The sequence below is a fragment of the Flavobacterium cyclinae genome (genome assembly GCF_021172145.1).
In the GTDB taxonomy this organism is placed as follows: Bacteria; Bacteroidota; Bacteroidia; order Flavobacteriales; family Flavobacteriaceae; genus Flavobacterium; species Flavobacterium cyclinae.
The window spans coordinates 2,956,882-2,978,918 of record NZ_CP089095.1; the positions used below are offsets into that span (position 1 = coordinate 2,956,882).

Annotated in this window: 23 protein-coding genes; 14 read left to right on the forward strand and 9 right to left on the reverse strand. The window is 33.7% G+C overall.

Annotated features, from left to right (window positions below; genetic code table 11):
- Positions 1–8 precede the first annotated feature (8 nt).
- Both LOS86_RS13350 and LOS86_RS13355 read left to right on the forward strand, forming a co-directional pair.
- Positions 9–1,247, forward strand: coding sequence for a pyridoxal-dependent decarboxylase (locus tag LOS86_RS13350; RefSeq protein ID WP_231842569.1), 1,239 nt, complete (start codon positions 9–11; stop codon positions 1,245–1,247).
- Positions 1,240–1,803, forward strand: a complete 564-nt coding sequence (locus LOS86_RS13355; RefSeq protein ID WP_231842570.1) for a 5-formyltetrahydrofolate cyclo-ligase — start codon at positions 1,240–1,242, stop codon at positions 1,801–1,803. Before LOS86_RS13350 ends, LOS86_RS13355 begins: the two co-directional genes overlap by 8 nt.
- On the opposite strand, the gene LOS86_RS13360 is transcribed toward LOS86_RS13355, so the two are convergent.
- From LOS86_RS13360 to gdhA, 7 genes are all read right to left on the reverse strand, one after another.
- Positions 1,790–1,930, reverse strand: a complete 141-nt coding sequence (locus LOS86_RS13360; RefSeq protein ID WP_231842571.1) for a hypothetical protein — start codon at positions 1,928–1,930, stop codon at positions 1,790–1,792. The two genes, LOS86_RS13355 and LOS86_RS13360, sit on opposite strands and share 14 nt — an antisense overlap.
- A 139-nt stretch (positions 1,931–2,069) precedes the next feature.
- Positions 2,070–2,705 carry a lipoprotein signal peptidase gene (locus LOS86_RS13365; RefSeq protein WP_231842572.1) on the reverse strand — a complete coding sequence of 212 codons (636 nt, stop codon included), beginning with the start codon at positions 2,703–2,705 and terminating at the stop codon, positions 2,070–2,072.
- A gap of 82 nt (positions 2,706–2,787) precedes the next feature.
- Complete coding sequence (locus LOS86_RS13370) at positions 2,788–3,168, reverse strand: TraR/DksA family transcriptional regulator (RefSeq protein WP_026725150.1); 381 nt, start codon at positions 3,166–3,168, stop codon at positions 2,788–2,790.
- Between the two features lie 47 nt (positions 3,169–3,215).
- Complete coding sequence (ileS, locus tag LOS86_RS13375) at positions 3,216–6,617, reverse strand: isoleucine--tRNA ligase (protein WP_231842573.1); 3,402 nt, start codon at positions 6,615–6,617, stop codon at positions 3,216–3,218.
- Between the two features lie 121 nt (positions 6,618–6,738).
- The gene (recO, locus tag LOS86_RS13380; protein WP_231842574.1) at positions 6,739–7,452 is read right to left on the reverse strand and encodes a DNA repair protein RecO; all 714 of its coding nucleotides are present in this window, start codon (positions 7,450–7,452) and stop codon (positions 6,739–6,741) included.
- Positions 7,452–9,740 (reverse strand): type IX secretion system anionic LPS delivery protein PorZ, encoded by a 2,289-nt coding sequence (porZ, locus tag LOS86_RS13385; protein ID WP_231842575.1) that lies wholly within the window; start codon positions 9,738–9,740, stop codon positions 7,452–7,454. The genes recO and porZ overlap by 1 nt, the downstream gene beginning before the upstream one ends.
- A gap of 119 nt (positions 9,741–9,859) precedes the next feature.
- Complete coding sequence (gene gdhA / locus LOS86_RS13390) at positions 9,860–11,203, reverse strand: NADP-specific glutamate dehydrogenase (protein ID WP_231842576.1); 1,344 nt, start codon at positions 11,201–11,203, stop codon at positions 9,860–9,862.
- A 249-nt stretch (positions 11,204–11,452) separates the two neighbouring features.
- Here gdhA and LOS86_RS13395 point away from each other — a divergent pair, with 249 nt between their 5' ends.
- Positions 11,453–12,229: a THC0290_0291 family protein gene (locus tag LOS86_RS13395; RefSeq protein ID WP_231842577.1), complete on the forward strand. Its 777-nt coding sequence runs from the start codon at positions 11,453–11,455 to the stop codon at positions 12,227–12,229.
- Positions 12,230–12,298: 69 nt separating this feature from the next.
- Here the strand turns inward: LOS86_RS13395 and LOS86_RS13400 are convergent, their stop codons facing one another.
- Positions 12,299–13,441 (reverse strand): cystathionine gamma-synthase, encoded by a 1,143-nt coding sequence (locus tag LOS86_RS13400; RefSeq protein WP_231842578.1) that lies wholly within the window; start codon positions 13,439–13,441, stop codon positions 12,299–12,301.
- Between the two features lie 29 nt (positions 13,442–13,470).
- Positions 13,471–13,926 (reverse strand): DinB family protein, encoded by a 456-nt coding sequence (locus LOS86_RS13405; RefSeq protein WP_231842579.1) that lies wholly within the window; start codon positions 13,924–13,926, stop codon positions 13,471–13,473.
- Positions 13,927–14,016: 90 nt separating this feature from the next.
- Between LOS86_RS13405 and LOS86_RS13410 the strand changes: the two genes are divergently transcribed.
- The 11 genes from LOS86_RS13410 to LOS86_RS13460 all read left to right on the forward strand — a co-directional run bounded on the left by LOS86_RS13410 (position 14,017) and on the right by LOS86_RS13460 (position 22,037).
- Positions 14,017–14,373, forward strand: a complete 357-nt coding sequence (locus tag LOS86_RS13410) for an arsenate reductase family protein (protein WP_231842580.1) — start codon at positions 14,017–14,019, stop codon at positions 14,371–14,373.
- The gene (locus tag LOS86_RS13415) at positions 14,366–15,244 is read left to right on the forward strand and encodes a DMT family transporter (protein WP_231842581.1); all 879 of its coding nucleotides are present in this window, start codon (positions 14,366–14,368) and stop codon (positions 15,242–15,244) included. The genes LOS86_RS13410 and LOS86_RS13415 overlap by 8 nt, the downstream gene beginning before the upstream one ends.
- 90 nt (positions 15,245–15,334) lie before the next feature.
- Positions 15,335–16,195: a YicC/YloC family endoribonuclease gene (locus LOS86_RS13420; protein WP_231842582.1), complete on the forward strand. Its 861-nt coding sequence runs from the start codon at positions 15,335–15,337 to the stop codon at positions 16,193–16,195.
- A gap of 78 nt (positions 16,196–16,273) precedes the next feature.
- Positions 16,274–16,846 (forward strand): guanylate kinase, encoded by a 573-nt coding sequence (gene gmk / locus LOS86_RS13425; protein WP_231842583.1) that lies wholly within the window; start codon positions 16,274–16,276, stop codon positions 16,844–16,846.
- Between the two features lie 117 nt (positions 16,847–16,963).
- Positions 16,964–17,545 (forward strand): nicotinate (nicotinamide) nucleotide adenylyltransferase, encoded by a 582-nt coding sequence (gene nadD / locus LOS86_RS13430; protein ID WP_231842584.1) that lies wholly within the window; start codon positions 16,964–16,966, stop codon positions 17,543–17,545.
- Positions 17,546–17,558: 13 nt separating this feature from the next.
- A complete protein-coding gene (locus LOS86_RS13435; RefSeq protein ID WP_231842585.1) occupies positions 17,559–18,107 on the forward strand; it encodes a hypothetical protein in 549 nt (182 codons plus the stop codon).
- Positions 18,108–18,141: 34 nt separating this feature from the next.
- Positions 18,142–18,342, forward strand: a complete 201-nt coding sequence (locus LOS86_RS13440; RefSeq protein ID WP_231842586.1) for a hypothetical protein — start codon at positions 18,142–18,144, stop codon at positions 18,340–18,342.
- Positions 18,330–18,659, forward strand: a complete 330-nt coding sequence (locus LOS86_RS13445; RefSeq protein ID WP_231842587.1) for a hypothetical protein — start codon at positions 18,330–18,332, stop codon at positions 18,657–18,659. Before LOS86_RS13440 ends, LOS86_RS13445 begins: the two co-directional genes overlap by 13 nt.
- 78 nt (positions 18,660–18,737) lie before the next feature.
- Positions 18,738–19,904 carry an iron-containing alcohol dehydrogenase gene (locus tag LOS86_RS13450; protein WP_231843948.1) on the forward strand — a complete coding sequence of 389 codons (1,167 nt, stop codon included), beginning with the start codon at positions 18,738–18,740 and terminating at the stop codon, positions 19,902–19,904.
- 129 nt (positions 19,905–20,033) lie between these two features.
- Positions 20,034–21,029 carry an NAD(P)H-dependent glycerol-3-phosphate dehydrogenase gene (locus tag LOS86_RS13455; RefSeq protein WP_231842588.1) on the forward strand — a complete coding sequence of 332 codons (996 nt, stop codon included), beginning with the start codon at positions 20,034–20,036 and terminating at the stop codon, positions 21,027–21,029.
- Between the two features lie 3 nt (positions 21,030–21,032).
- A complete protein-coding gene (locus tag LOS86_RS13460) occupies positions 21,033–22,037 on the forward strand; it encodes a TerC/Alx family metal homeostasis membrane protein (protein WP_374107575.1) in 1,005 nt (334 codons plus the stop codon).

The window sequence follows — 22,037 nt, forward strand, 5'->3', positions numbered from 1 at the left end:
TTTAAGGTATGAATTTCTGGAAAAAACTAACACACGAAGAAAGAAAAGCCCGTATTGAAAAGGCTTTACACGATAATGTTAACTTCTCAAAAGATGCTTCACTGGGTTATCCTGCATCTAAATTAGACAATCGCGTTTTTTATGACGATGCGCCATTTTTAAAAGATGCACCAACGCTTCAAACTTATGTTGCCAATCCAAATAATATTGGTTGTCATACTTTTGGAACTTCTGAAAAAGCATTTTATGGCACTCAAGAAATTGAACGCGAAGTTTTAAACGTAATCGCAGTTGATATTTTTAAAGCTGAAGAAAACGAATTCGACGGTTACATTGCTCCTGGTGGAACAGAGGCCAATATTCAAGCGATTTGGGTTTTTAGAAATGAATTTATGCATAAATTCGATGCAAAATTAGACGAAATAGCCATTTTAGCTTCGGAAGATACGCATTATTCGATTCCAAAAGCTTCAAATTTATTGCAAATCGATTGGTTGAAAATTCCGGTTGGGTTTGAAAACCGAGAAATTGATGCAGTTGCTTTAGACAATATCATTTTAGAAGCGAAAAATAAAGGTAAAAAATACTTCATCGCTGTTTCTAATATGGCGACAACCATGTTTGGTTCAGTTGACAATCCTGATGTGTATACTTCGGCATTGGAAAAACATAATGCGATGTATCGTTTGCATATTGATGGCGCTTATGGCGGATTTGTATATCCGTTTAGCAATCAAAAATCGAATATCAACTTCAGTAATCCAAAAATTAGTTCGATTACCATTGATGCACACAAAATGTTGCAAGCTCCTTATGGAACAGGAATTTTTGTTTGCCGAAAAGGTTTAATCGAAAACGTATTAACCAAAGAAGCCGAATACGTAGAAGGAATGGATTTAACCCTTTGCGGAAGTCGCTCTGGCGCAAATGCAGTTGCGGTTTGGATGATTTTATTCACGTACGGAGCTTATGGTTGGTATGAAAAAGTAAGTATTTTACAAATGCGTACTCAATTTTTATGCGAGGAATTAGACAAATTGAACATTCAATATTTTCGTGAACCGTTTATGAATATTGTAACGATTCATTCGGAATCCATTCCAGAGAAAATCGCTGAAAAGTATGATTTGGTACCACAACAACACAATGAACACAACAGATGGTACAAAATTGTGTTAATGGATCACGTAGAAATAGAACATTTGACTAAATTTATAGACGAATTGAAAGCGTCTGTAAATGGATAAGAAAGAGGCAAGAAAAAAGAGCAAAGAAGCAAGAAAACAACTTTCTCAAGAGGAAATCGAAGACAAAAGTTTAGCGATTGCGAACCAATTGTTGCGTATGGATATTTGGGACAAATTGTATTTTCATTTGTTTTTAACGATTGAAGAGCAAAAAGAAATCAATACCGAATATATTCTGCAAATTTTAGCGGGAAAAGATAAAGAAATCGTCATTTCGAAGTGCGAGTTTGCTACTTTAGGAATGACGCATTTTTTATTAACGGATAATACCAAAATTAAAAAGAACAGTTACAACGTTCCAGAACCCGTTGATGGTTTAGAAGTTCCTGATGCAAAAATTGATGTGGTTTTTGTCCCGCTTTTAGCTTACGATAAGCAAGGAAACCGCGTGGGTTACGGAAAAGGTTTTTATGACAACTTTCTTAGCAAATGCAAGCCAGAAACTATTAAAATTGGATTATCGTTCTTTCCTCCAGAAGAAAAAATTAATGATGTTTCAGAAAGTGATGTAAAATTAGATTTTTGTGTGACGCCTGAGGGAGTTATCTCATTCTAAAATTCATAATCAATTCTACTAAGCCATAGATGAAAATATGGGTTATAACAAAAAATCCACCTGATAAAAGAACTGCTAATGAATTTCCTCCTTTGAAATTATCTTCATCTAAAAAAACATAAAACATCAGAAAGAAATAGATCAAAAAAATAATCAAATTCACTTTATAAGTAGTTCTTTTAGTAAAAATTAATCCCAAAAGAAATATATAAATACCGAAAAATATACAAAGTACAAAAGTATATATTCAGAATCTGTAGGAAACATTATTCTTGGGTTTGAATAGTTTTTTCCTCTTTATCCGCATGAGCAAAAGCTCTTTTGTTAAATACGATTAAAATCCCAACACCCGTTGAAATCGCTACATCGGCTACGTTGAAAATGGCGTTGAAGAAAGTGAAATGTTTGCCACCCCAAATTGGCAACCAAGAAGGTAAGTTTCCTTCCCACATTGGAAAATAGAACATATCTACAACTTCTCCGTGAAACCAAGTACCATAAGGTTGGTCAGCAAAGGCAGTTGCTACTTGATGATAACTATCGTTAAAAATGACACCGTAAAAAACTGAATCGATAATATTACCTAATGCGCCGGTAAAAATCAAAGCAATCGCTACAATTAAGTAATTAGAAGCTTTCTTCTTTACTGAATCCCATAACCACCAAGCAATTCCGCCAACGGCTAAAATTCGAAATAAGGTTAAGATTAATTTCCCATGTTCGCCAGGAATTTCAGCGCCCCAAGCCATACCTTCATTTTCTATAAAATGAATTTGAAACCATTCTAAACCCATTACTTTTATAGATTCTCCAATAAAAAAATGCGTTTTGACATAGATTTTCGAAATCTGATCAATTAATAAAATAGCAATGATTAATAAATAGGCTTTCTTTAACGACATGTTCATTTTTTTTGCAAAAATAGTGGAATTTATCAAATAAAAAACGCCCCAAACGGAGCGTTAGTATAATTTTGTAAAAAGATTAACGTTGCAAGTTTTTTGCTTCGATACTCATTGTAGCATGAGGAACAATTTTTAATCTTTCTTTACTTATTAATTTGCCAGTAACTTTACAAATACCATAGGTTTTGTTCTCGATACGAATCAAGGCATTTTTTAAATCTCTGATGAATTTTTCTTGACGAATTGCTAACTGCGAATTGGCTTCTTTACTCATCGTTTCGCTTCCTTCTTCAAATGCTTTAAATGTTGGCGATGTATCATCAGTTCCATTATTTAAATCATTCATATAAGCACTTTTAATTAGCTCTAAATCGTTTTTAGCTTTCTCTAATTTAGCTTGAATTAACGCTTTGAATTCAGCTAAATCGGCGTCTGAATATCTAATTTGCTCCTCTACCATAATTTCAATGTTTTTATAGTTATACGTCGATTAAAAGCTTTTGGCTTTTATTTTGAAATTAATATACTTGTTTTAATATCATCAAACTCAATTTCTATACCATTTTCAAGGTTTTCAACAAAAATTAAGTTTTCGGTTAAAGTTTCAGACTTAATATATGATTCATTTGCTAAAACGGCTTCCTCAACTTGCGAATTTTTATCCATTTTAACAGTAATCTTATCTGTTACTTCAAATCCAGAATCTTTTCTGATATTTTGGATTCTGTTGATTAATTCTCTTGCAATTCCTTCTTTTCTTAATTCATCGGAAATCGTAATGTCTAACGCTACTGTAATTCCGTTTGAATTGGCTACTAACCAACCTGGGATATCTTGCGATGAAATTTCAACATCATCTTGTGATAAAGTTATACTTTTTCCAGCAATTTCCATAATTAATTCGCCCTCGCGCTCAATCGTAGCAATCTGTTCTTGCCCAAAGTTTTGTATCTCTTTGGAAATCAATCCCATATCTTTACCAAAACGCGGTCCTAATGTTTTAAAATTAGGCTTAATTTGTTTCACTAAAACACCCGAAGCATCGTCTAACAACTCCACTTCTTTAACGTTTACCTCTGCTTTAATTAAATCAGAAACCGCTTCAATTTCAGCACGCTGATTATTGTCAAGTACCGGAATCATTACCTTTTGCAACGGTTGACGCACTTTAATCATTTCCTTCTTACGAAGTGATAAAACTAAAGATGAAACCGTTTGTGCTTTCATCATTTTGCTTTCTAGTGATTTATCAACAAAGTTTTCAACCATTTTTGGAAACCCGGCCAAATGTACGCTTTCAAAAGATTCAGAACCTGTAGCTTGTGTTAAATCTCTGTAAAGTTTGTCCATAAAAAATGGTGCTATTGGAGCCGAAAGTTTCGCTACGGTTACCAAACATGTATAAAGTGTTTGATAAGCCGCAATTTTATCTTGCGCATAATCGCCTTTCCAGAATCTTCTTCTACACAAACGAACGTACCAGTTGCTCAAGTTTTCTTGAACGAAATCAGAAATAGCACGAGCGGCTTTCGTTGGTTCGTAATCCGCATACGCTTCATCTACTAATTGAATTAACGAATGTAATTCTGATAAAATCCAACGGTCGATTTCTGGTCTTTCGTTTAATGGAACTTCGGCTTCACTATATTTGAAACCGTCAATATTAGCATATAACGCAAAGAATGAATACGTATTATAAAGAGTTCCGAAGAATTTTCTTCTTACCTCAGCAACACCTTCGATGTCAAATTTTAAGTTGTCCCAAGGATTTGCATTGGAAATCATGTACCAACGTGTAGCATCAGGACCATATTCTTCCAAAGTTTTAAATGGATCTACTGCATTTCCTAGACGTTTCGACATTTTTTGTCCGTTTTTGTCTAAAACCAATCCATTTGAAACTACGTTTTTATAAGCAATTTTATCGAAAACTAAAGTTCCGATTGCGTGTAACGTGTAGAACCAACCTCGAGTTTGGTCAACACCTTCTGCAATAAAATCAGCTGGGAATGCTTCATTATTATCAATATACGATTTGTTTTCGAACGGATAATGCCATTGTGCATAAGGCATTGCTCCTGAATCGAACCAAACGTCAATTAAATCTGTTTCGCGATTCATTGGTTTTCCAGAAGCGGAAACTAAAACGATATTATCTACAATATTTTTGTGTAAATCCACTAAATCGTAGTTCGTTTCATCCATATTTCCAATTTGGAACCCTTTATATGGGTTTTCTGTCATGAAACCAGCCGCAACCGCTTTTTCAATTTCGTTGTACAATTCTTCTACTGATCCAATACAGATTTCTTCCGTTTTATCTTCCGTTCTCCAAATTGGCAATGGAATTCCCCAATATCTTGAACGCGATAAGTTCCAATCATTCGCATTTTTCAACCAATTTCCAAAACGACCTTCTCCTGTTGCTTTTGGCTTCCAGTTGATGGTGTCATTCAAGTCGAACATTCTATCTTTGATTTCAGTTACTTTGATGAACCAAGAATCTAATGGATAGTATAAAATTGGCTTGTCAGTTCTCCAACAATGTGGATAACTGTGTACATATTTTTCAACCTTAAAGGCTTTATTTTCTTCTTTTAAACGAATAGCGATTTCAACATCAACTGATTTTTCAGGAGCTTCACCATCGTTGTAATATTCGTTCTTTACATATTTTCCAGCGAAATCACCCATTTGAGCTACAAACTTACCTTGTAAATCTACTAAAGGCACTGGATTTCCATTTTCGTCTAATACCAACATTGGCGGCACTTCTGGCGTTGCTTCTTTTGCTACTTTAGCATCATCAGCACCAAATGTTGGCGCAGTATGAACGATACCAGTTCCATCTTCCGTAGTAACGAAATCACCAGAAATTACACGGAATGCATTTTCTGGGTTTTGGTATGGTAATGTAAATGGCAATAATTGCTCGTATTTGATTCCAACTAAATCAGCACCTTTAGCTTCTGCTAAAATTTGGTATGGAATCTTTTTATCTTCAGATTTATAATTAGCAAAATCTTCTTCTGACTCAACTACAAAATACTTTCCTCCGAATTGTTTTCCAACTAAAGGTTTAGCTAAAACAACATTGATTGGTTCAAAAGTATATTGATTAAAAGTTTTTACTAAAACATAATCGATTTTTGGACCAACGGTTAAAGCTGTATTTGATGGCAACGTCCAAGGAGTGGTAGTCCAAGCCAAGAAATGAACCGTTCCAAAACCTTGTAAAAAGCTAGGTAACGTTTCGTCTTTTGCTTTAAACTGCGCAACAATCGTTGTATCGGTAACATCACGATAAGAACCTGGTTGGTTTACCTCGTGAGATGACAAACCTGTTCCCGCTTTTGGAGAATAAGGCTGAATCGTGTAGCCTTTGTATAGTAAATCTTTATTATAAATTTGTTTTAACAACCACCAAACTGTTTCCATGTATTTGGATTTGTACGTCACATAAGGATCTTCCATATCAACCCAATAGCCCATTTTTTCAGTTAGGTCGTTCCATACATCGGTGTAACGCATAACGGTTCTTTTACACGCTTCGTTGTATTCTGTTACCGAAATCGTTTTTCCGATGTCTTCTTTAGTGATACCTAATTCTTTTTCAGTACCTAATTCTACGGGTAATCCGTGCGTATCCCAACCTGCTTTTCGCTTAACTTGGTAGCCTTTTTGAGTTTTGTAACGACAAAAAATATCTTTAATTGCACGCGCCATTACGTGGTGAATTCCAGGTAATCCGTTTGCAGATGGTGGTCCTTCAAAAAACACGTAAGGAGTTGCTCCTTCACGAGAAGTTACCGATTGTTCAAAGATGTTGTTTTTTTTCCAAAAATCAAGAACTTCTGATGCTACTGTTGGCAAGTCAAGTCCTTTGTATTCAGTAAATTTTGTACTCATTTTGTCGCTTTCTTAAATCAATTTGCGAAAGTAATGAATTTTCATAAAAGAGAACAGAAAATAGACAAAAGAGAATAGACTTTTATTGAAAATTTAGTAAGAAAGATGATTTTTTATTATTTTATGAAAAAACTTCTTTTAAAACTTCTAAGGATTTTGGTTTTTTGAAGCCTTCAAGATGTAACATATAGAAATCTAAAAGAATTTTTAGCAAGATTTGGCGTTCTATTCCGGCAAAAGTTTTCTGACTAGAATCAAATTTTAATTCGATTAATCGTTTGAACAATTGCGTTTCATGCGCCGAAAGTGTGTTTACCGATTGAAATGGAGTAAAAAAACCTTCTTTTACGTCGAAAAAATCGAAATCTATTTCGGAAACATCAGGATAAAAACCTAAAAACTTGGTCATTTCCATGAGTAAAATCAAATGAAAATTGGCCGCTTCTTCATGTGTGTCTAACCAAAGTAAAGCGGTTTCCAAAAAGGAAAAAAGGTTTTCGTTTTTCTCTTCTTCGTGTATGCTGTGATGCAGAATTTCGGATAGAAAAATGACAATTGTGCTTTTTACAATATCCGTATTTATCGAATGAAAACTATGTGCTAATTTGATTTCCTTGAAGTGTTCGAGTGTGCCTTTATTTTTGTGATTGGCTTCGATTTCAATTATGGTTAACGGCTGAAAATAAGCGATTTTTTGATTCGCTTTTTTATTGGAATAAGCACTTGGAACAAAATAACTTTTTAAACCATCGGATTGTGTAAAGCATTTAACAATCAAGCTTTTTTCTTGATATTTTAAGGCCGAAATTACGATAGCTTTAGTTTTAACTAGCATTATCTGACAATCATTACCTTTTTAACTGTAGAATCTAATCCGTCTTGAGATGCCACAAAAATCATATAAACACCTGATGCTACTTTATATTTTCCAAAAGCAGTTGTATCCCATTCAATAGTTCCGCCAGATGAAGTGGTTTCGTGTACTAAATTCCCTTCGATATCTGTAATTTTAATATTGGCTTTATCGGTTAATCCACTAATTTTTACAGTTCCAGTAAAATTAGGTCGCACCGGATTTGGATACACATATACCTCTCCTAATCCATCACTTGGTTTTGTTGAAGTTCCTAAAAAAGAAACCAATCCTTTATCTGTTGCAAAAAACACTTCACCAGAAACACCATCAATTTCTATATCCACAATATTATTACTTGGCAAAGGCGAATTGCTTTTATCAAATCTGTAAATTGTTTGTTGCCCATTTGAAGAAACAAGAAAAACACCGCCATCGGCTATTGAAATCCATTTTCTATTAGCACCATCAACTGCAATATCTAGGATAGGTTGTTGATAAAACAATTCTTGCGCTAAATCTCCTTCTTGAATAATTATGGAAGAAACACTTAATTCTGTTTCGCTAATGAATCTATCCACACTAGATAAAATTCGTAATCCTGCAGCTGTTCCAATCCATAATTGATTACGATTATCAACTGCCACACAATTAACAACTGCAGTAGGAAGGTCTGCATTATCTTGAGTAATTACAATAAATTTATTGTTATAATTTTCGTTAAAAGCGAGAACCCCATCATTATAAGCTGCTATCCATTTAGTACTGTTTTTATCAATAGCCATTGAACCATATCTTCCGGTATCTAAATTGGCTGTTATTCCGGTTAAATCATAAGATTGCCATTGGCCATTAGCTCTTAAAACTTTTATTCCTTTGTTTACCAATCCATTGGTTACCCATAAATTACCATCTTTATCAAAAGCAGGACTATTAATTCTAATATCAACATAAGAAGGATTTCCAGGAATAACCAAAGATTCAAGACCGTTAGGACCTGTATTCGTATTGTTTAGTATTTCGACTTGGTCACCTGAAAATTTCAACATTCCAGAAAAATACGATGTAACATAAACTTCATTAGGTCGTGTAGGATGAATCGCAATATCAGATAGTGATTTAGCTTCTAATAAATCTTCATAAGGTTTGTTAATCCAACCAAGTTCTGAATTAAATATACTAATTCCTAATTCATCCAAAGGATAAGGATTAAATTGTTGGGTATAATCGCCATGAACCACCCACAGCTTATTTGGTCCTTTTTTTACTCTGAAAGTATAATTTTGAAGAGGTCCATTAGGAGACATTTGAATAAATTCTGTTGGGTTATTTAACATAGTAGAAAACAAACCACTTTTTAAAGTTCCTATATATAGTGTGCCATTTACAACTGATGCTGCTGTAAATTGCACTGCATAATCAGGTATTTGAGTAATGTGTGCAACCGTATTTAATGATTGATCCAACACATACACATGATTTTGAGTGGTAACAATTATTTGGGTGTTATTCGTTTTTAATTTTACACTCAATTGATTTTGGTTTAAAATTTCTTGAAAAACCGAGCTGTTATAGCGATAAGTTCTTCCGTTAATATTGGTAGCAACCAATTGATTGTTAAAAGTTATTATTCCATTCCAGTAATTGGCATCAAAAGTTTGCCACTGACTAAAATCATATAAATTAGGATTATTTAAATTTCCTTTTCTAATACCGAAACTTCTAGTAACAGCGTACAATTCATTATTTAATACGGTAGTTTGTAAAACTTCTGTTTCTTCACCTGAAGGTCCTATAAAATAAGTAATGATAAATTCTGAAGTTGCTAAATCAATAACCGAAATACCGTAATCAGTTGCTAAGTACAATCGCCCCTCATGCTCATAAAAATCGTTTATTTTTTTCTTATTCGGCGCAACAGGAACTTCTTCAATAATATCCACTTTTGTTGTCACTGATCCGTCAGCATTTTGAACTAATAGAAGCCCATTGGCATTTCCTACAAAGGTTTTATTAAACAAATCGGAATGATGAATTGAAGTAATAACATCTGATTTTAAACCCGTTATGGAATTATAAATATCTAAATCACTTGATGCTACTGCTTTAGAAAAAAGAGCATTTTGTGTTGCTGCAAATACTTTATCGGTTGCAGATTCAACATCTACAATTTCATTATAAGAAAAATATCCTTTCCATAACTGAGTAGACTGTTGTCCAAAAAAGATTTGGAAAACAAAAAAAAGTGAAATTGAAATTGTCTTTTTCATTACAAGTATTTAATACAAATATACTACAAACGAAATTAATTTGCGTTTTGATATAATTAGTAAAGAAAAAAGCTCTTTTGGATAACCAAAAGAGCTTTTTATACTATTATAGTGAATGATTATACTACACCTTGTGCTAACATAGCATCAGCTACTTTAACGAAACCAGCAATGTTGGCTCCTTTTACATAGTTTACATAACCATCTTCTTCAGTACCATATTTTTTGCATTGGCCGTGAATTCCAACCATGATGTCTTTTAATCGAGCATCAACTTCTTCACTTGTCCAATTTAAACGAATAGAGTTTTGCGTCATCTCTAAACCAGATGCTGCTACTCCACCGGCATTTGCCGCTTTTCCTGGAGCAAATAAAACTTTTGCATCTAAGAATTGTTTAATAGCTTCTAAGGTACAAGGCATGTTAGCCGCTTCGGTAACACAAATTACACCATTAGCAATTAATTTTTTAGCATCTTCTTCGTTTAATTCATTTTGAGTAGCACATGGAATAGCAACATCTACTTTTGCTTCCCAAGGACTTTTACCTTTATGGAAAACAGCTGTTGGGAATTTTTCTACATACGCTTCTGCTCTATTATCTCCACTTGCTCTCATTTCTAGCATAAAATCAATTTTCTCACCAGAAATTCCATCTGCATCATAAATGTAACCATCAGGTCCTGAAATTGTAACTAATTTTCCACCTAATTCATTTACTTTTAATGCTACACCCCAAGCTACGTTTCCGAAACCAGAAATAGCAACAGTTTTTCCTTCAATTGATTCTCCAACAGTTTTTAGCATTTGTTGTGTAAAATATACCACACCATAACCAGTAGCTTCAGGACGAATTAATGAACCTCCATAAGCTAAACCTTTTCCAGTTAATACTCCAGTAAATTCATTTCTGATTCTTTTGTATTGACCAAACATATATCCGATTTCTCTAGCACCTACTCCAATATCTCCAGCAGGAACGTCTAAATCTGGACCAATATGACGACATAACTCCGTCATAAACGATTGACAAAAACGCATGATTTCAGAATCTGATTTTCCTTGTGGGTCAAAATCAGAACCTCCTTTACCACCACCCATAGGAAGTGTAGTTAAACTATTTTTGAATACTTGTTCGAAGGCTAAAAATTTTAATACCGACAGATTTACTGTTGGATGGAATCGAATTCCCCCTTTATAAGGACCGATGGCAGAATTCATTTGGATACGAAATCCTCTATTTACTTGGATTTCTCCTTTATCATCAACCCATGGCACTCTGAAAATAACTGATCGTTCTGGCTCTGCCATTCGTAACAACACGTTTTTTCCATCGTACTTTTTTTCATTAGCAATGAAAGGCATAACTGTTTCAGCAAACTCTCTAACTGCTTGTAAAAATTCAGGCTCATTTGGATTTTTGGCTTCAACAAGAGCCATAAAATCATTAATTTTTTGTTCCATTATTCTTTAAAACTTGTAAATAAACTTATACAATTAATGTGTTTTTTACTTAAATAATAGTTTTTCCTAAAAATTTAAGTCGACAAATATACATTATAAAAGTTACTTGTTATATTTTTAGTAAAAAATTATGACTGTTGTGATAAAAAAATAATAGGTTCTCCTAATTAATATTCAGAAAAACAATCTTTTTTTTTTGAAGTGTGTTTTGTTTTTATATATTTGTCCGATAATGGAAATTTTTTACAAATGACTAAAAAAATTAAAACCCTACTAATAATGCTTTTAGGAGTAAATTTCTCCATGATGGCTCAATTTGGCTTCTCTCATGAGGTTGGTGCTTTTATAGGAGGAGTTGCTTTTCAATCTGATTTTGGAGTAAGACATGACTTTGAAACTAATGCTGGAAACACTGGATTTGGTATTGGTTTAGTACACTATATGAATTTTGCTTACCGTGCAGAATGTAACTGTTATACGCCTGAGACTTATTTTAATGATCACTTTAAAGTTCGTACCGAATTATCATACAACAGTACACAATTACAACACTTTGGAAAATGGGTTGACAGAAACTCTTTCACTGCTGCTCAATTAAGAGCTATGAAAGGAGAGGCTAAAGTTACTGATATTGGTATGCAATTGGAGTTTTTCCCTTTAAGTATTCGTGAGTTTACTGCTACTGATGGCGCTTGGGCTCCTTTCATTGGACTTGGTGCTCATTATTCATTTTTTCAAAACGGAACATATTCAGAATTAGGACCATTAGAAACTCCTCTTTCTACACCTATTAAATATTATGGTGCTACATCTTCTGAAGGTGGTAGTACTTGGTCAGTTGTTTCAAGTATTGGAACTAGATACAAATTAACAGAACTTTCAGATTTATTTGCTGAATTAAGATGGCAATATTATTTTTCTGACTGGGTGGATGGTTTGAATCCTGATCCAAAAATTTACACTGAAAACAAAGCAAACGATTGGAACTTATGGTTCCACGTTGGTTACATTTATTACTTAGACTAATAAAAATCAAATAATAAATAAAAACCGGATTCTATGAATCCGGTTTTTTTATTGACAATGTTTCTAGAATTATTTTAATGCTTGTTCTAAGTCTGCAAGCAAATCTTCAATATCCTCAACACCTACACTCAAACGAACTAAATCATCTGAAATACCCACTTCTTTTCTTTTATCCTCTGGAATAGAAGCGTGTGTCATTAATGCAGGATGATTCGCTAATGATTCTACTCCTCCTAAAGATTCAGCCAAAGTGAACACTTTTAAATTCTCTAAGAATTTGATAGCATCTTCTTTTTTTCCTGATTTAAATGTAAAGGTTACCATTCCTCCAAAACCACTCATTTGTTTTTTAGCAATTTCATGAAATGGATGTGAAGTTAAACCAGGATAATACACTCTTTCTACTAAAGGATGATTGTTTAAATATGCTGCTACTTTTTCACCATTCTCACAATGGCGTTGTACACGTAAATGCAACGTTTTGATTCCTCTTAAAACCAAGAAAGAATCCATCGGACCTAAAGTTGCTCCTGTTGCAAATTGTTTGAAATGTAATTCATCTCCTAAAGCTTTGTCTTTAATAATTAAAGCTCCAGCAATAACATCGGAGTGTCCTCCCAAATATTTAGTTGCCGAATGCATCACAATATCGGCACCTAAGTCCAAAGGTTTTTGTAAGTATGGTGTTGCAAAGGTATTATCTACAGCAAATAAAATATTGTGCTTTTTAGTAATTTGTGCAATTGCTCCAATATCCGCCAATTTCATTAATGGATTTGTTGGTGTTTCCACCCAAACCAATTTTGTGTTTTCATTGATTAACGATTGGAATTTCTCCAAATCATTCATATCCACAAAATGAAATTTGATGCCGCTATCTTTGTATAATCTGGTGAACAATCTGTAAGTTCCACCATATAAATCATCCATAGCGATGATTTCATCTCCTGCTTTGAACATGCGTAACAAACAATCAGTTGCAGCTAATCCAGAAGAAAAAGCCAAACCTTTTGCTCCATTCTCAATACTTGCTAAAGCATCTTCTAAAGCGGTTCTTGTTGGGTTGGCTGCTCTACTGTATTCGTAATCGCCTACTGGTTTTCCAGGACTTGATTGTACGTAAGTCGAAGTTTGAAAAACAGGTGGCATAACTGCTCCTGTTACTTTTTCATGATGTTGACCACCATGTATTGTTTTTGTATTGAATTTCATTTTTAAAAATTTTTACAAAGGTAATAAGATTAAAGAAATTTTTTGATCGACATCATAATTCCTAAATGAATCCCTTCATGATAATTGTTAAACTCCATTGCTTCATTTAAAGTTCCCAAATAAAAACCTGTTTTGGTTTGGTACGGATGAAACTCTTTGAAAACACCTGCTTCAAAATCAGATTTCGTTTTTTCAACCATGTTAAAAAGTAAACTTTTAATTTCATCTACTTCTGCTTGTGTAGTTTTCCCATCTGGACGGGAACCGTTTTGATATTTTTCAAAAAAAGAATCCGAAATATGCATTGGTAATCCTGATAATGCATAAACCAATTTTTGTTGGGAAACAATAATATGACCCACATTCCAAATTAAATTAGTAGTTAAACCATCTGGAATTGTATTTAATTGTTCTAATGAATAATTATCTAAAAAATTCTTGAATAATCCTCGGCCTGTTTGCCAAATTGTAAAAGTTGTTTCCATGAATAATTTTTTTATAAAATTACTGATTTTTAGAATTGAAAAGACCTTATTTTTGCAAATCAAATCTTAAAATTGCTAATCTTACCTAAGATGAAGAAAATATATTACTTAAAAACTTGTGATACTTGTAAAAAAATCATCAAGTCATTACCAAATACTGATGGATTTCTTTTTCAAGATATTAAAGAAGAACCTATCACCGTAAAACAATTAGAAGAAATGCATACTTTGACCAAAAGTTATGAAGTTCTTTTTAGCAAGAAAGCCAAGCTTTACAAAGAAATGGGCTTAAAAAATGAAGTGCTAACGGAAGCCGATTTTAAACGTTACATCTTAGAACATTACACTTTCTTGGCGCGCCCAGTAATTATGGATAACGAAACTATTTTTGTGGGTAATAGTCCAAAAACAGTTCAAAAAGTCATTGAATTTTTATCGAATGAGTAAAAGAGCTTGGGCACTAGTTGCCGCTACCCTAGTTTCCATCATTTACGGCGTTACTTTTACTATTGCCAAAGATGTTATGCCAAAATATGTCGATGCATTCGGATTTATTGTGATGCGTGTTGGTGGGTCGGTTTTATTGTTTTGGATGATTTCGTTTTTTGGACCAAAAGAAAAAATTGCAAAAGCTGATTTTCCTCGTATTGTTGCAGCGGCATTCTTCGGGGTAGCTTTCAACATGCTGACTTTTTTCAAAGGATTGAGTTACACATCGCCTATTATGGGAGCCGTTTTAATGGTCACTACACCTATGATCGTCCTCGTTTTATCCGCTTTCATCATGAAAGAACGCATGGAAAACCGAAAAGTTTTAGGAATCATTTTAGGCTTAGCTGGAACGGTAACGTTGATTTTGTACGGAAAATCATTGGTAAACGCGACCAATGCAAGTTTAGGGAATTTATTGGTTTTCGTTAATGCCGTTTCCTACGGATTTTACTTAATTATCGTTAAGAAATTAATGGATAAATACAACGCCTTCACCTTTGTAAAATGGATTTATACGTTTGGATTCTTGATGGTGTTGCCTTTTGGTTGGAACGAATTTCAAGCAGTGGATTTTGCTAATTTACCAATAGATATTATTTGGAAAATTGGTTTTGTAGTGGTGTTTTCAACCTTCTTAACGTATTTACTGAATTTAGTTTCCATGCGCGAACTAAAACCCACAACCGTAGCAGTTTTTATCTATTTACAACCACTTTTTGCCACTATTTTCGCCGTAAGTTTAGGAAAAGACGACTTGAGTTTAGTAAAATTGATATCAGCTGTGTTGATATTTGTTGGTGTTTATTTAGTAACGCAGAAAAAGTAGGCAGTATTCGTTTACAGTCACAGTTTAGGACTGAAAACTGGGACTGTGACTGAAAACTTTTTCATATCTTTGAAGACATTTTTATAACGTATGATACACTCCATGACGGGTTTTGGGAAAGCTTCTTTGCAATTACCAACCAAAAAAATTACCGTAGAAATCAAATCGCTAAACAGTAAAGGTTTAGACTTAAATACACGTATGCCATCCGTTTTCCGTGAAATGGAATTGGGTCTACGCAATCAAATTTCGCAACGTTTAGAGCGTGGAAAAGTTGATTTTTCGCTTTATGTGGAAGTTACTGGTGAAGAAACGACTTCAAAAATCAATGTGCCAATTGTTAAAGGCTACATTAATCAAATGAAAGCCGTGATTCCAACTGCAGATGAAACGGAATTAATGAAAATGGCAGTTCGCATGCCCGACGCATTAAAAACCGAGCGCGATGAAATAGATGAAAACGAATGGAAACAAATCCAAACCGTGATTGATGAAGCCTTGGAAAACATCGCTAATTTTAGAAAAGATGAAGGTGCTTCGTTAGAAAAAGAATTCCAATTACGAATTGCCAACATCAATAATTTAATGAATGAAGCGGTTTCTTACGATGCCGAACGCATTGAAACTGTAAAAACTCGTTTAAGAACAGCTTTAGAAGAATTACAAGTAAATGTAGATGAAAATCGCTTTGAACAAGAATTGATTTTTTATCTAGAAAAATACGATATTACCGAAGAAAAAGTACGCTTGGGCAACCATTTAAACTATTTCTTAGAAACCTTAAACGGAACCGAAGCTAACGGAAGAAAATTAGGTTTCATTACACAAGAAATGGGAAGAGAAATCAATACCATGGGATCTAAATCCAATCATTCCGAAATGCAAAAATTGGTAGTGATGATGAAAGATGAACTGGAAAAAATCAAAGAACAGGTATTAAACGTTTTATAGTTTAAACCACAGATTACACAAATTTTCACGGATTAAAACCGTTATAATCCTTTAATCCGTGGCAAAAATAACAACACAATGCAAAAAGGAAAATTATTAGTATTCTCTGCGCCATCAGGCTCAGGAAAAACCACTATAGTACGACATTTATTAGCCCAACCCGATTTGAATTTAGAATTTTCGATTTCGTGTACAACGCGTGCCCCTCGAGGAGAAGAAGTTGATGGAAAAGATTACTATTTCATTTCTTGGGATGAATTCAAAAAACACATTAAATCAGAAGATTTCGTGGAATGGGAAGAAGTGTATACCGATAATTTCTACGGAACTTTAAAAACGGAAGTGGAACGCATTTGGGCACAAGGGAAACATGTAATTTTTGATATTGATGTAGCTGGAGGTTTGCGCATTAAACGAAAATTTCCTGAAGAAACGTTAGCTGTTTTTGTAAAACCACCAAGCGTTGACGAACTTAAACGCAGATTAAAACAACGTTCAACGGAAAGTGACGACAAAATCAACATGCGAATTGCAAAAGCACACGTTGAATTAGCAACTGCACCTCAATTTGATACCATCATCAAAAATTACGATTTAGATGTGGCAAAAGAAGAAGCGTACAAATTGGTAAAGGATTTTATTAGTAAATAAAAAGTATAGCACAAAGTAGCACAAAAACTTCGTGAAACTCTGTGTAAAACTTCGTGAAACTCTGTGTAAAACTTCGTGAAACTCTGTGTAAAACTTCGTGAAACTCTGTGTAACAAAATGAAAATAGGTCTTTATTTCGGAACGTTTAATCCCATTCACATTGGGCATTTAATTATTGCCAATCACATGGCAGAGCATTCTGATTTGGACCAAATTTGGATGGTGGTTACACCGCATAATCCACATAAAAAGAAAAGTACTTTGTTAGATGATTACCATCGTTTACACATGGTACATTTGGCAACAGAAGATTTCCCGAAAATCCAACCTTCGGATATCGAATTCAAATTACCGCAACCAAATTATACCGTAAATACCTTAGCGCATTTACAAGAAAAGTTTCCAAAACATGAGTTTTCTTTAATAATGGGAGAAGACAATTTGAACTCGCTCCACAAATGGAAAAACTACGAAGTCATTCTGCAAAACCACCATATTTATGTCTATCCGCGATTAAATTCAGGCGAAATTGATGAGCAATTTATAAATCATCCAAAAATTCACCGAGTGGGTGCGCCTGTAATTGAATTATCTTCAACCTTCATTCGCGAAAGCATTAAAAACGGTAAAAATGTAGTGCCAATGTTGCCGAATAAAGTTTGGGAATATGTGGAGCATAATTTGTTTTATAAGAAGTAAACTTAAATAGAATATGAATACTGATTTTGAAAAACAAATCGAAAATTTACCCAAAAAAGGTAACTCAATAAAAGATAAACTTTTCAATAAAGATTACTTTTTGCGTTCAACTGAATTTGGTGTTTCAACAACTGAAAAAGAAGAAATTATTTTTGAAAGTAAAAAATCGAGTATTGGAAATTTTGTTTTAGCAGGAACTGCAGCAATTGGCGTTTCTTTTCGATTTAAAGAATCAATTATCACCTATTCTGCCATAATTATTATTGTAATTGTAATGACTCTTGGTTACTTTTTTACTTTAAAAAGAAAAAGTAAGCAAATTAAAATTGATAAAATAGGTTTTGAAATAGAGAATATCAAATATGATTGGGATGATATTTATGATTTTGGCGCTTTAGTAAAGCCTTCGAGACATATTACCTACTATGAATTGATTGTTTTTTCAAAAGCTAAAGGAAAAAAAACGTACAGCTTATTCAGTTTTCAAAGTGATAAAGATGAAATCTTAAAAAACTTGAATTATTTCAATAAGAAATTTGAAACTAACAAATCTATTTCTTGAAAAATTTTGTATTTTTGAATAAACAATTGAAAACATGAGTGTTGTATCTAAAAAATCGGAATTGTTAAAATGGTTATCTTCTGTAGAAGATGAAACCACAATTAATCAATTGGATAATTTTAGAAAACAACATAAAACTTTTAATTTCAAGAAGGAATTAGAAACTGCCATCACTGCTGAAGAATTAAAAAAACGAACAACTTCTTTTCTTAAAAGTTTAGAATGGAAGAAGTAAAAGTTTTATTCAAACCCGAAGTAGAACATTTTTTAAACGAATTAATTTATATCCTTTACAAGGAAAATTACTTTTCATATCTAGAAAATGCCATTGATTATAAAGATAAAATCATTGATTTTATTGAAGAAAACATTTCGAATTTTCCATACAAAAATACGCCTTTACCTCTTTATTCATTAGGTTCAAAATACATCTTCTATAATAGCAATTCAAGAACAACTTGGTATGTCTTTTTTGAAAATGAGGATCATCAATATTTGATAACTTACATTGCAAACAACCACACTGAAATTGCTAAATTATTAAAGCCTTAACATTCCTTTACCATTCGTTCCCAATCTCATTGCTTAACTTTGCATAGATGCTGAACTAAATTCAGCATGACAATAATTATGCTAAACTTCGAATTATACAATCCTGTAAACTATGTCTTTGGAAAAGGACAAATTGCAAAACTAACTGATTTAGTTCCCAATAACGCTAAAATTCTTTTGGCTTATGGAGGCGGAAGTATCTTTAAAAATGGTGTTTACGACCAAGTAAAAGCCGCTCTACCCAATCATAATATCATAGAATTTGGTGGCATTGAACCGAATCCTCGTTTTGAAACTTTAATGAAAGCCGTTGAAATTATCCGTGCTGAAAAAATCGGGTTTATCCTAGCTGTTGGTGGTGGAAGCGTAATTGACGGCGTGAAATTTATTTCGGCAGCTGTGAATTTTGAAGGCGATGAAGCCGATATTCTAAAAAAGCGAATTTTATTCAAAGATGTTACCAAAGTTATTCCTTTTGGAACGGTTTTAACCTTACCAGCAACAGGTTCAGAAATGAATTCAGGAGCTGTAGTTACTATTGAAGCCACACAAGAGAAACTTACTTTGGGCGGAAGCGCTTTATTTCCAGTATTCTCAATTGTAGATCCAACAGTCATTACTTCGTTACCAAAAAGACAATTGCAAAATGGTGTTGTAGATGCGTTCACACACGTAATGGAGCAATATTTAACCTATACGCATGATGCTTTGTTGCAAGACCGAATTGCTGAAAGTATTTTACAAACGCTAATTGAAATTGGTCCAGATGTAGTAGAAAATCCGAGCGATTATAAATTGGCTTCCAACTTTGTTTGGAGTGCCACTATGGCGTTGAATGGTTTAATTCAAAAAGGAGTTCCTTCCGATTGGGCAACGCACATGATTGGTCATGAATTAACCGCTTTATACGAAATTGACCATGCGAGAACATTGGCAATCATTGGTCCAAATTTATACCGCGTAATGTTCGACACGAAAAAAGACAAATTAGCACAATACGGGCAACGCGTTTGGAATATTCAAGGTAATTCAACCGAAGAAATTGCAGAAAAAGCAATTGAAAAAACAGTTGAGTTCTTCCACAAAATGGGCATGAAAACCAAAATTTCTGAAAACGCTGAAAACATTGAAAAAACGGCCGATTTTATCGTAAATCGTTTCGAAGAAAGAGGTTGGAAAGCGATGGGTGAAAAGCAAAACATCACCTTAGAAAAAGTGAGAGCTATTGTAGAAATGAGTTATTAAAAGCACCTATTCATCATAATAAAGGCGCGGAGTTTTTCTTCGTGCCTTTGTATTAAAAAGAGTTTCGCAAACGTTTTTTGTAAATCCTTTTTAAATGCCTATTTTTGATGTTCTAAATTAAATCGTAAAATGGAAAAAAAGCCAAAATTTGCCGTCATTGGAGGAGGAAGTTGGGCTACTGCAATTGCGAAAATGCTTTGTGAAAACCAAGACGAAATTGCTTGGTACATGCGAAGTACTTATGCTATAGAACATTTAAAACACCAAAAACACAATCCAAACTATTTGAGTTCGGTTGCGTTTGACACCAATAAATTAAAACTTACAAACGATATCAACGAAGCAGTAGCTTATGCTGATTATGTAATTTTTGTAGTTCCATCTGCTTTTTTGAGTAAAGAACTAGAAAGTTTAACTGAGAGTTTAGAAGAAAAAGTTATTTTTTCTGCAATTAAAGGAATTGTTCCAGAATCGAGTTTGATTGTAGGTGAACATTTTCATACCAAATATAATATTCCTTTTGAAAATATTGGTGTTATTACGGGTCCATGTCACGCGGAAGAAGTGGCAATGGAACGTTTATCGTACTTAACAATTGCTTGCAGTGATAAGAAAAAAGCCAAATTTGTGGCTAAAAATTTAAGTTCGCACTACATCAACGCCAAAACTACAGATGATATTATTGGAACTGAATATGCGGCCGTTTTAAAAAATATTTATGCTATTGCAGCCGGAATTGCTCATGGATTAGGCTATGGTGATAACTTCCAAGCAGTATTGATGAGTAACGGAATTCGCGAAATGAAGAAATTCATCCGAAAAGTACATCGCATGAAGCGAAACATCAATAATTCGGCATATTTGGGCGATTTATTGGTAACTGGATATTCGGTATTTTCTCGAAATAGAATGTTTGGAAACATGATTGGAAAAGGCTACACCGTAAAATCAGCTCAAATGGAAATGAGTATGGTTGCCGAAGGATATTATGCTGTAAAAAGTGCGTATAAATTAAATCAAGAATACGGAGCAGATACTCCAATTATTGATGCTGTTTACAAAATTTTATACGAAAACAAAGACGCTAAAACTGTTTTCAAAGCCTTAACGGATAAATTAAATTAATACATGCTGTTTTCATTAAAAACAGGTTCAATAGATCAGTTGGTTGATCATCCTGGAATCATCACCGCTTTTACTATCACTATTATAGCAATGTTGGTGTTAGACTTAGGTGTTTTAAACAAAAAAGGTCATGTGGTTTCTAACAGAGAAGCCGCCATTTGGTCAGTGATTTGGATTTCCCTTGCCATGGGATTTAGTGGTATTATTTATCATTTCATGGGGGCCGAAAAATTCATGCAATTTCAAGGTGCTTATTGGATTGAAAAAGCGCTTTCGGTAGATAATTTATTCGTTTTTATCTTAGTTTTTGGTTATTTTAATGTGGCAAAAGAAGCCCAACACAAAGTCTTGTTTTGGGGAGTAATTGGTGCTTTGGTCTTTAGAGCCATTTTTATTTTTGCTGGTGTTTGGATTTTGAATTACACCTATTTGCCCGAAATGGAACTTTTTGGACAAACCGTTAAAATCAATTATTTACTAACCGTTTTTGGATTGATATTAATTGTTGCCGGAATTAAATCGGCTTTTAGTCAAGAAGAAGACGAAGGAAGCAAAGATTTTACCAAAAGCCCGGGAGCCAAGTTTGTTTACAAATTTTTCAATGTAACCCATCAATTTGATGGCGATAAATTTTTCACTATTGAAAACGGAGTTAAGTTAGCTACCCCTTTATTTGTTGTTGTTGCTATTGTAGAATTTACAGATTTGCTTTTTGCGGTTGATAGTATTCCAGCCATTTTTGCTATTGCTCCCAACGATCCGTTTATTTTATACACTTCTAATATTTTCGCGATTTTAGGATTGCGTTCGTTGTACTTCTTGTTGGCCAACTTTATGTATATGTTTAGCAAGTTGAAATACGGCTTAGGTTTTATCTTGGCTTTTATTGGAATCAAAATGATAATAGCGCCATTTTACCACATTGAAACTTCGTTTTCTTTAATGGTAGTAGGATGCACGCTTTTATTGTCTGTAATCGCTTCTTTGGTATTTCCTGACAAGGATTAA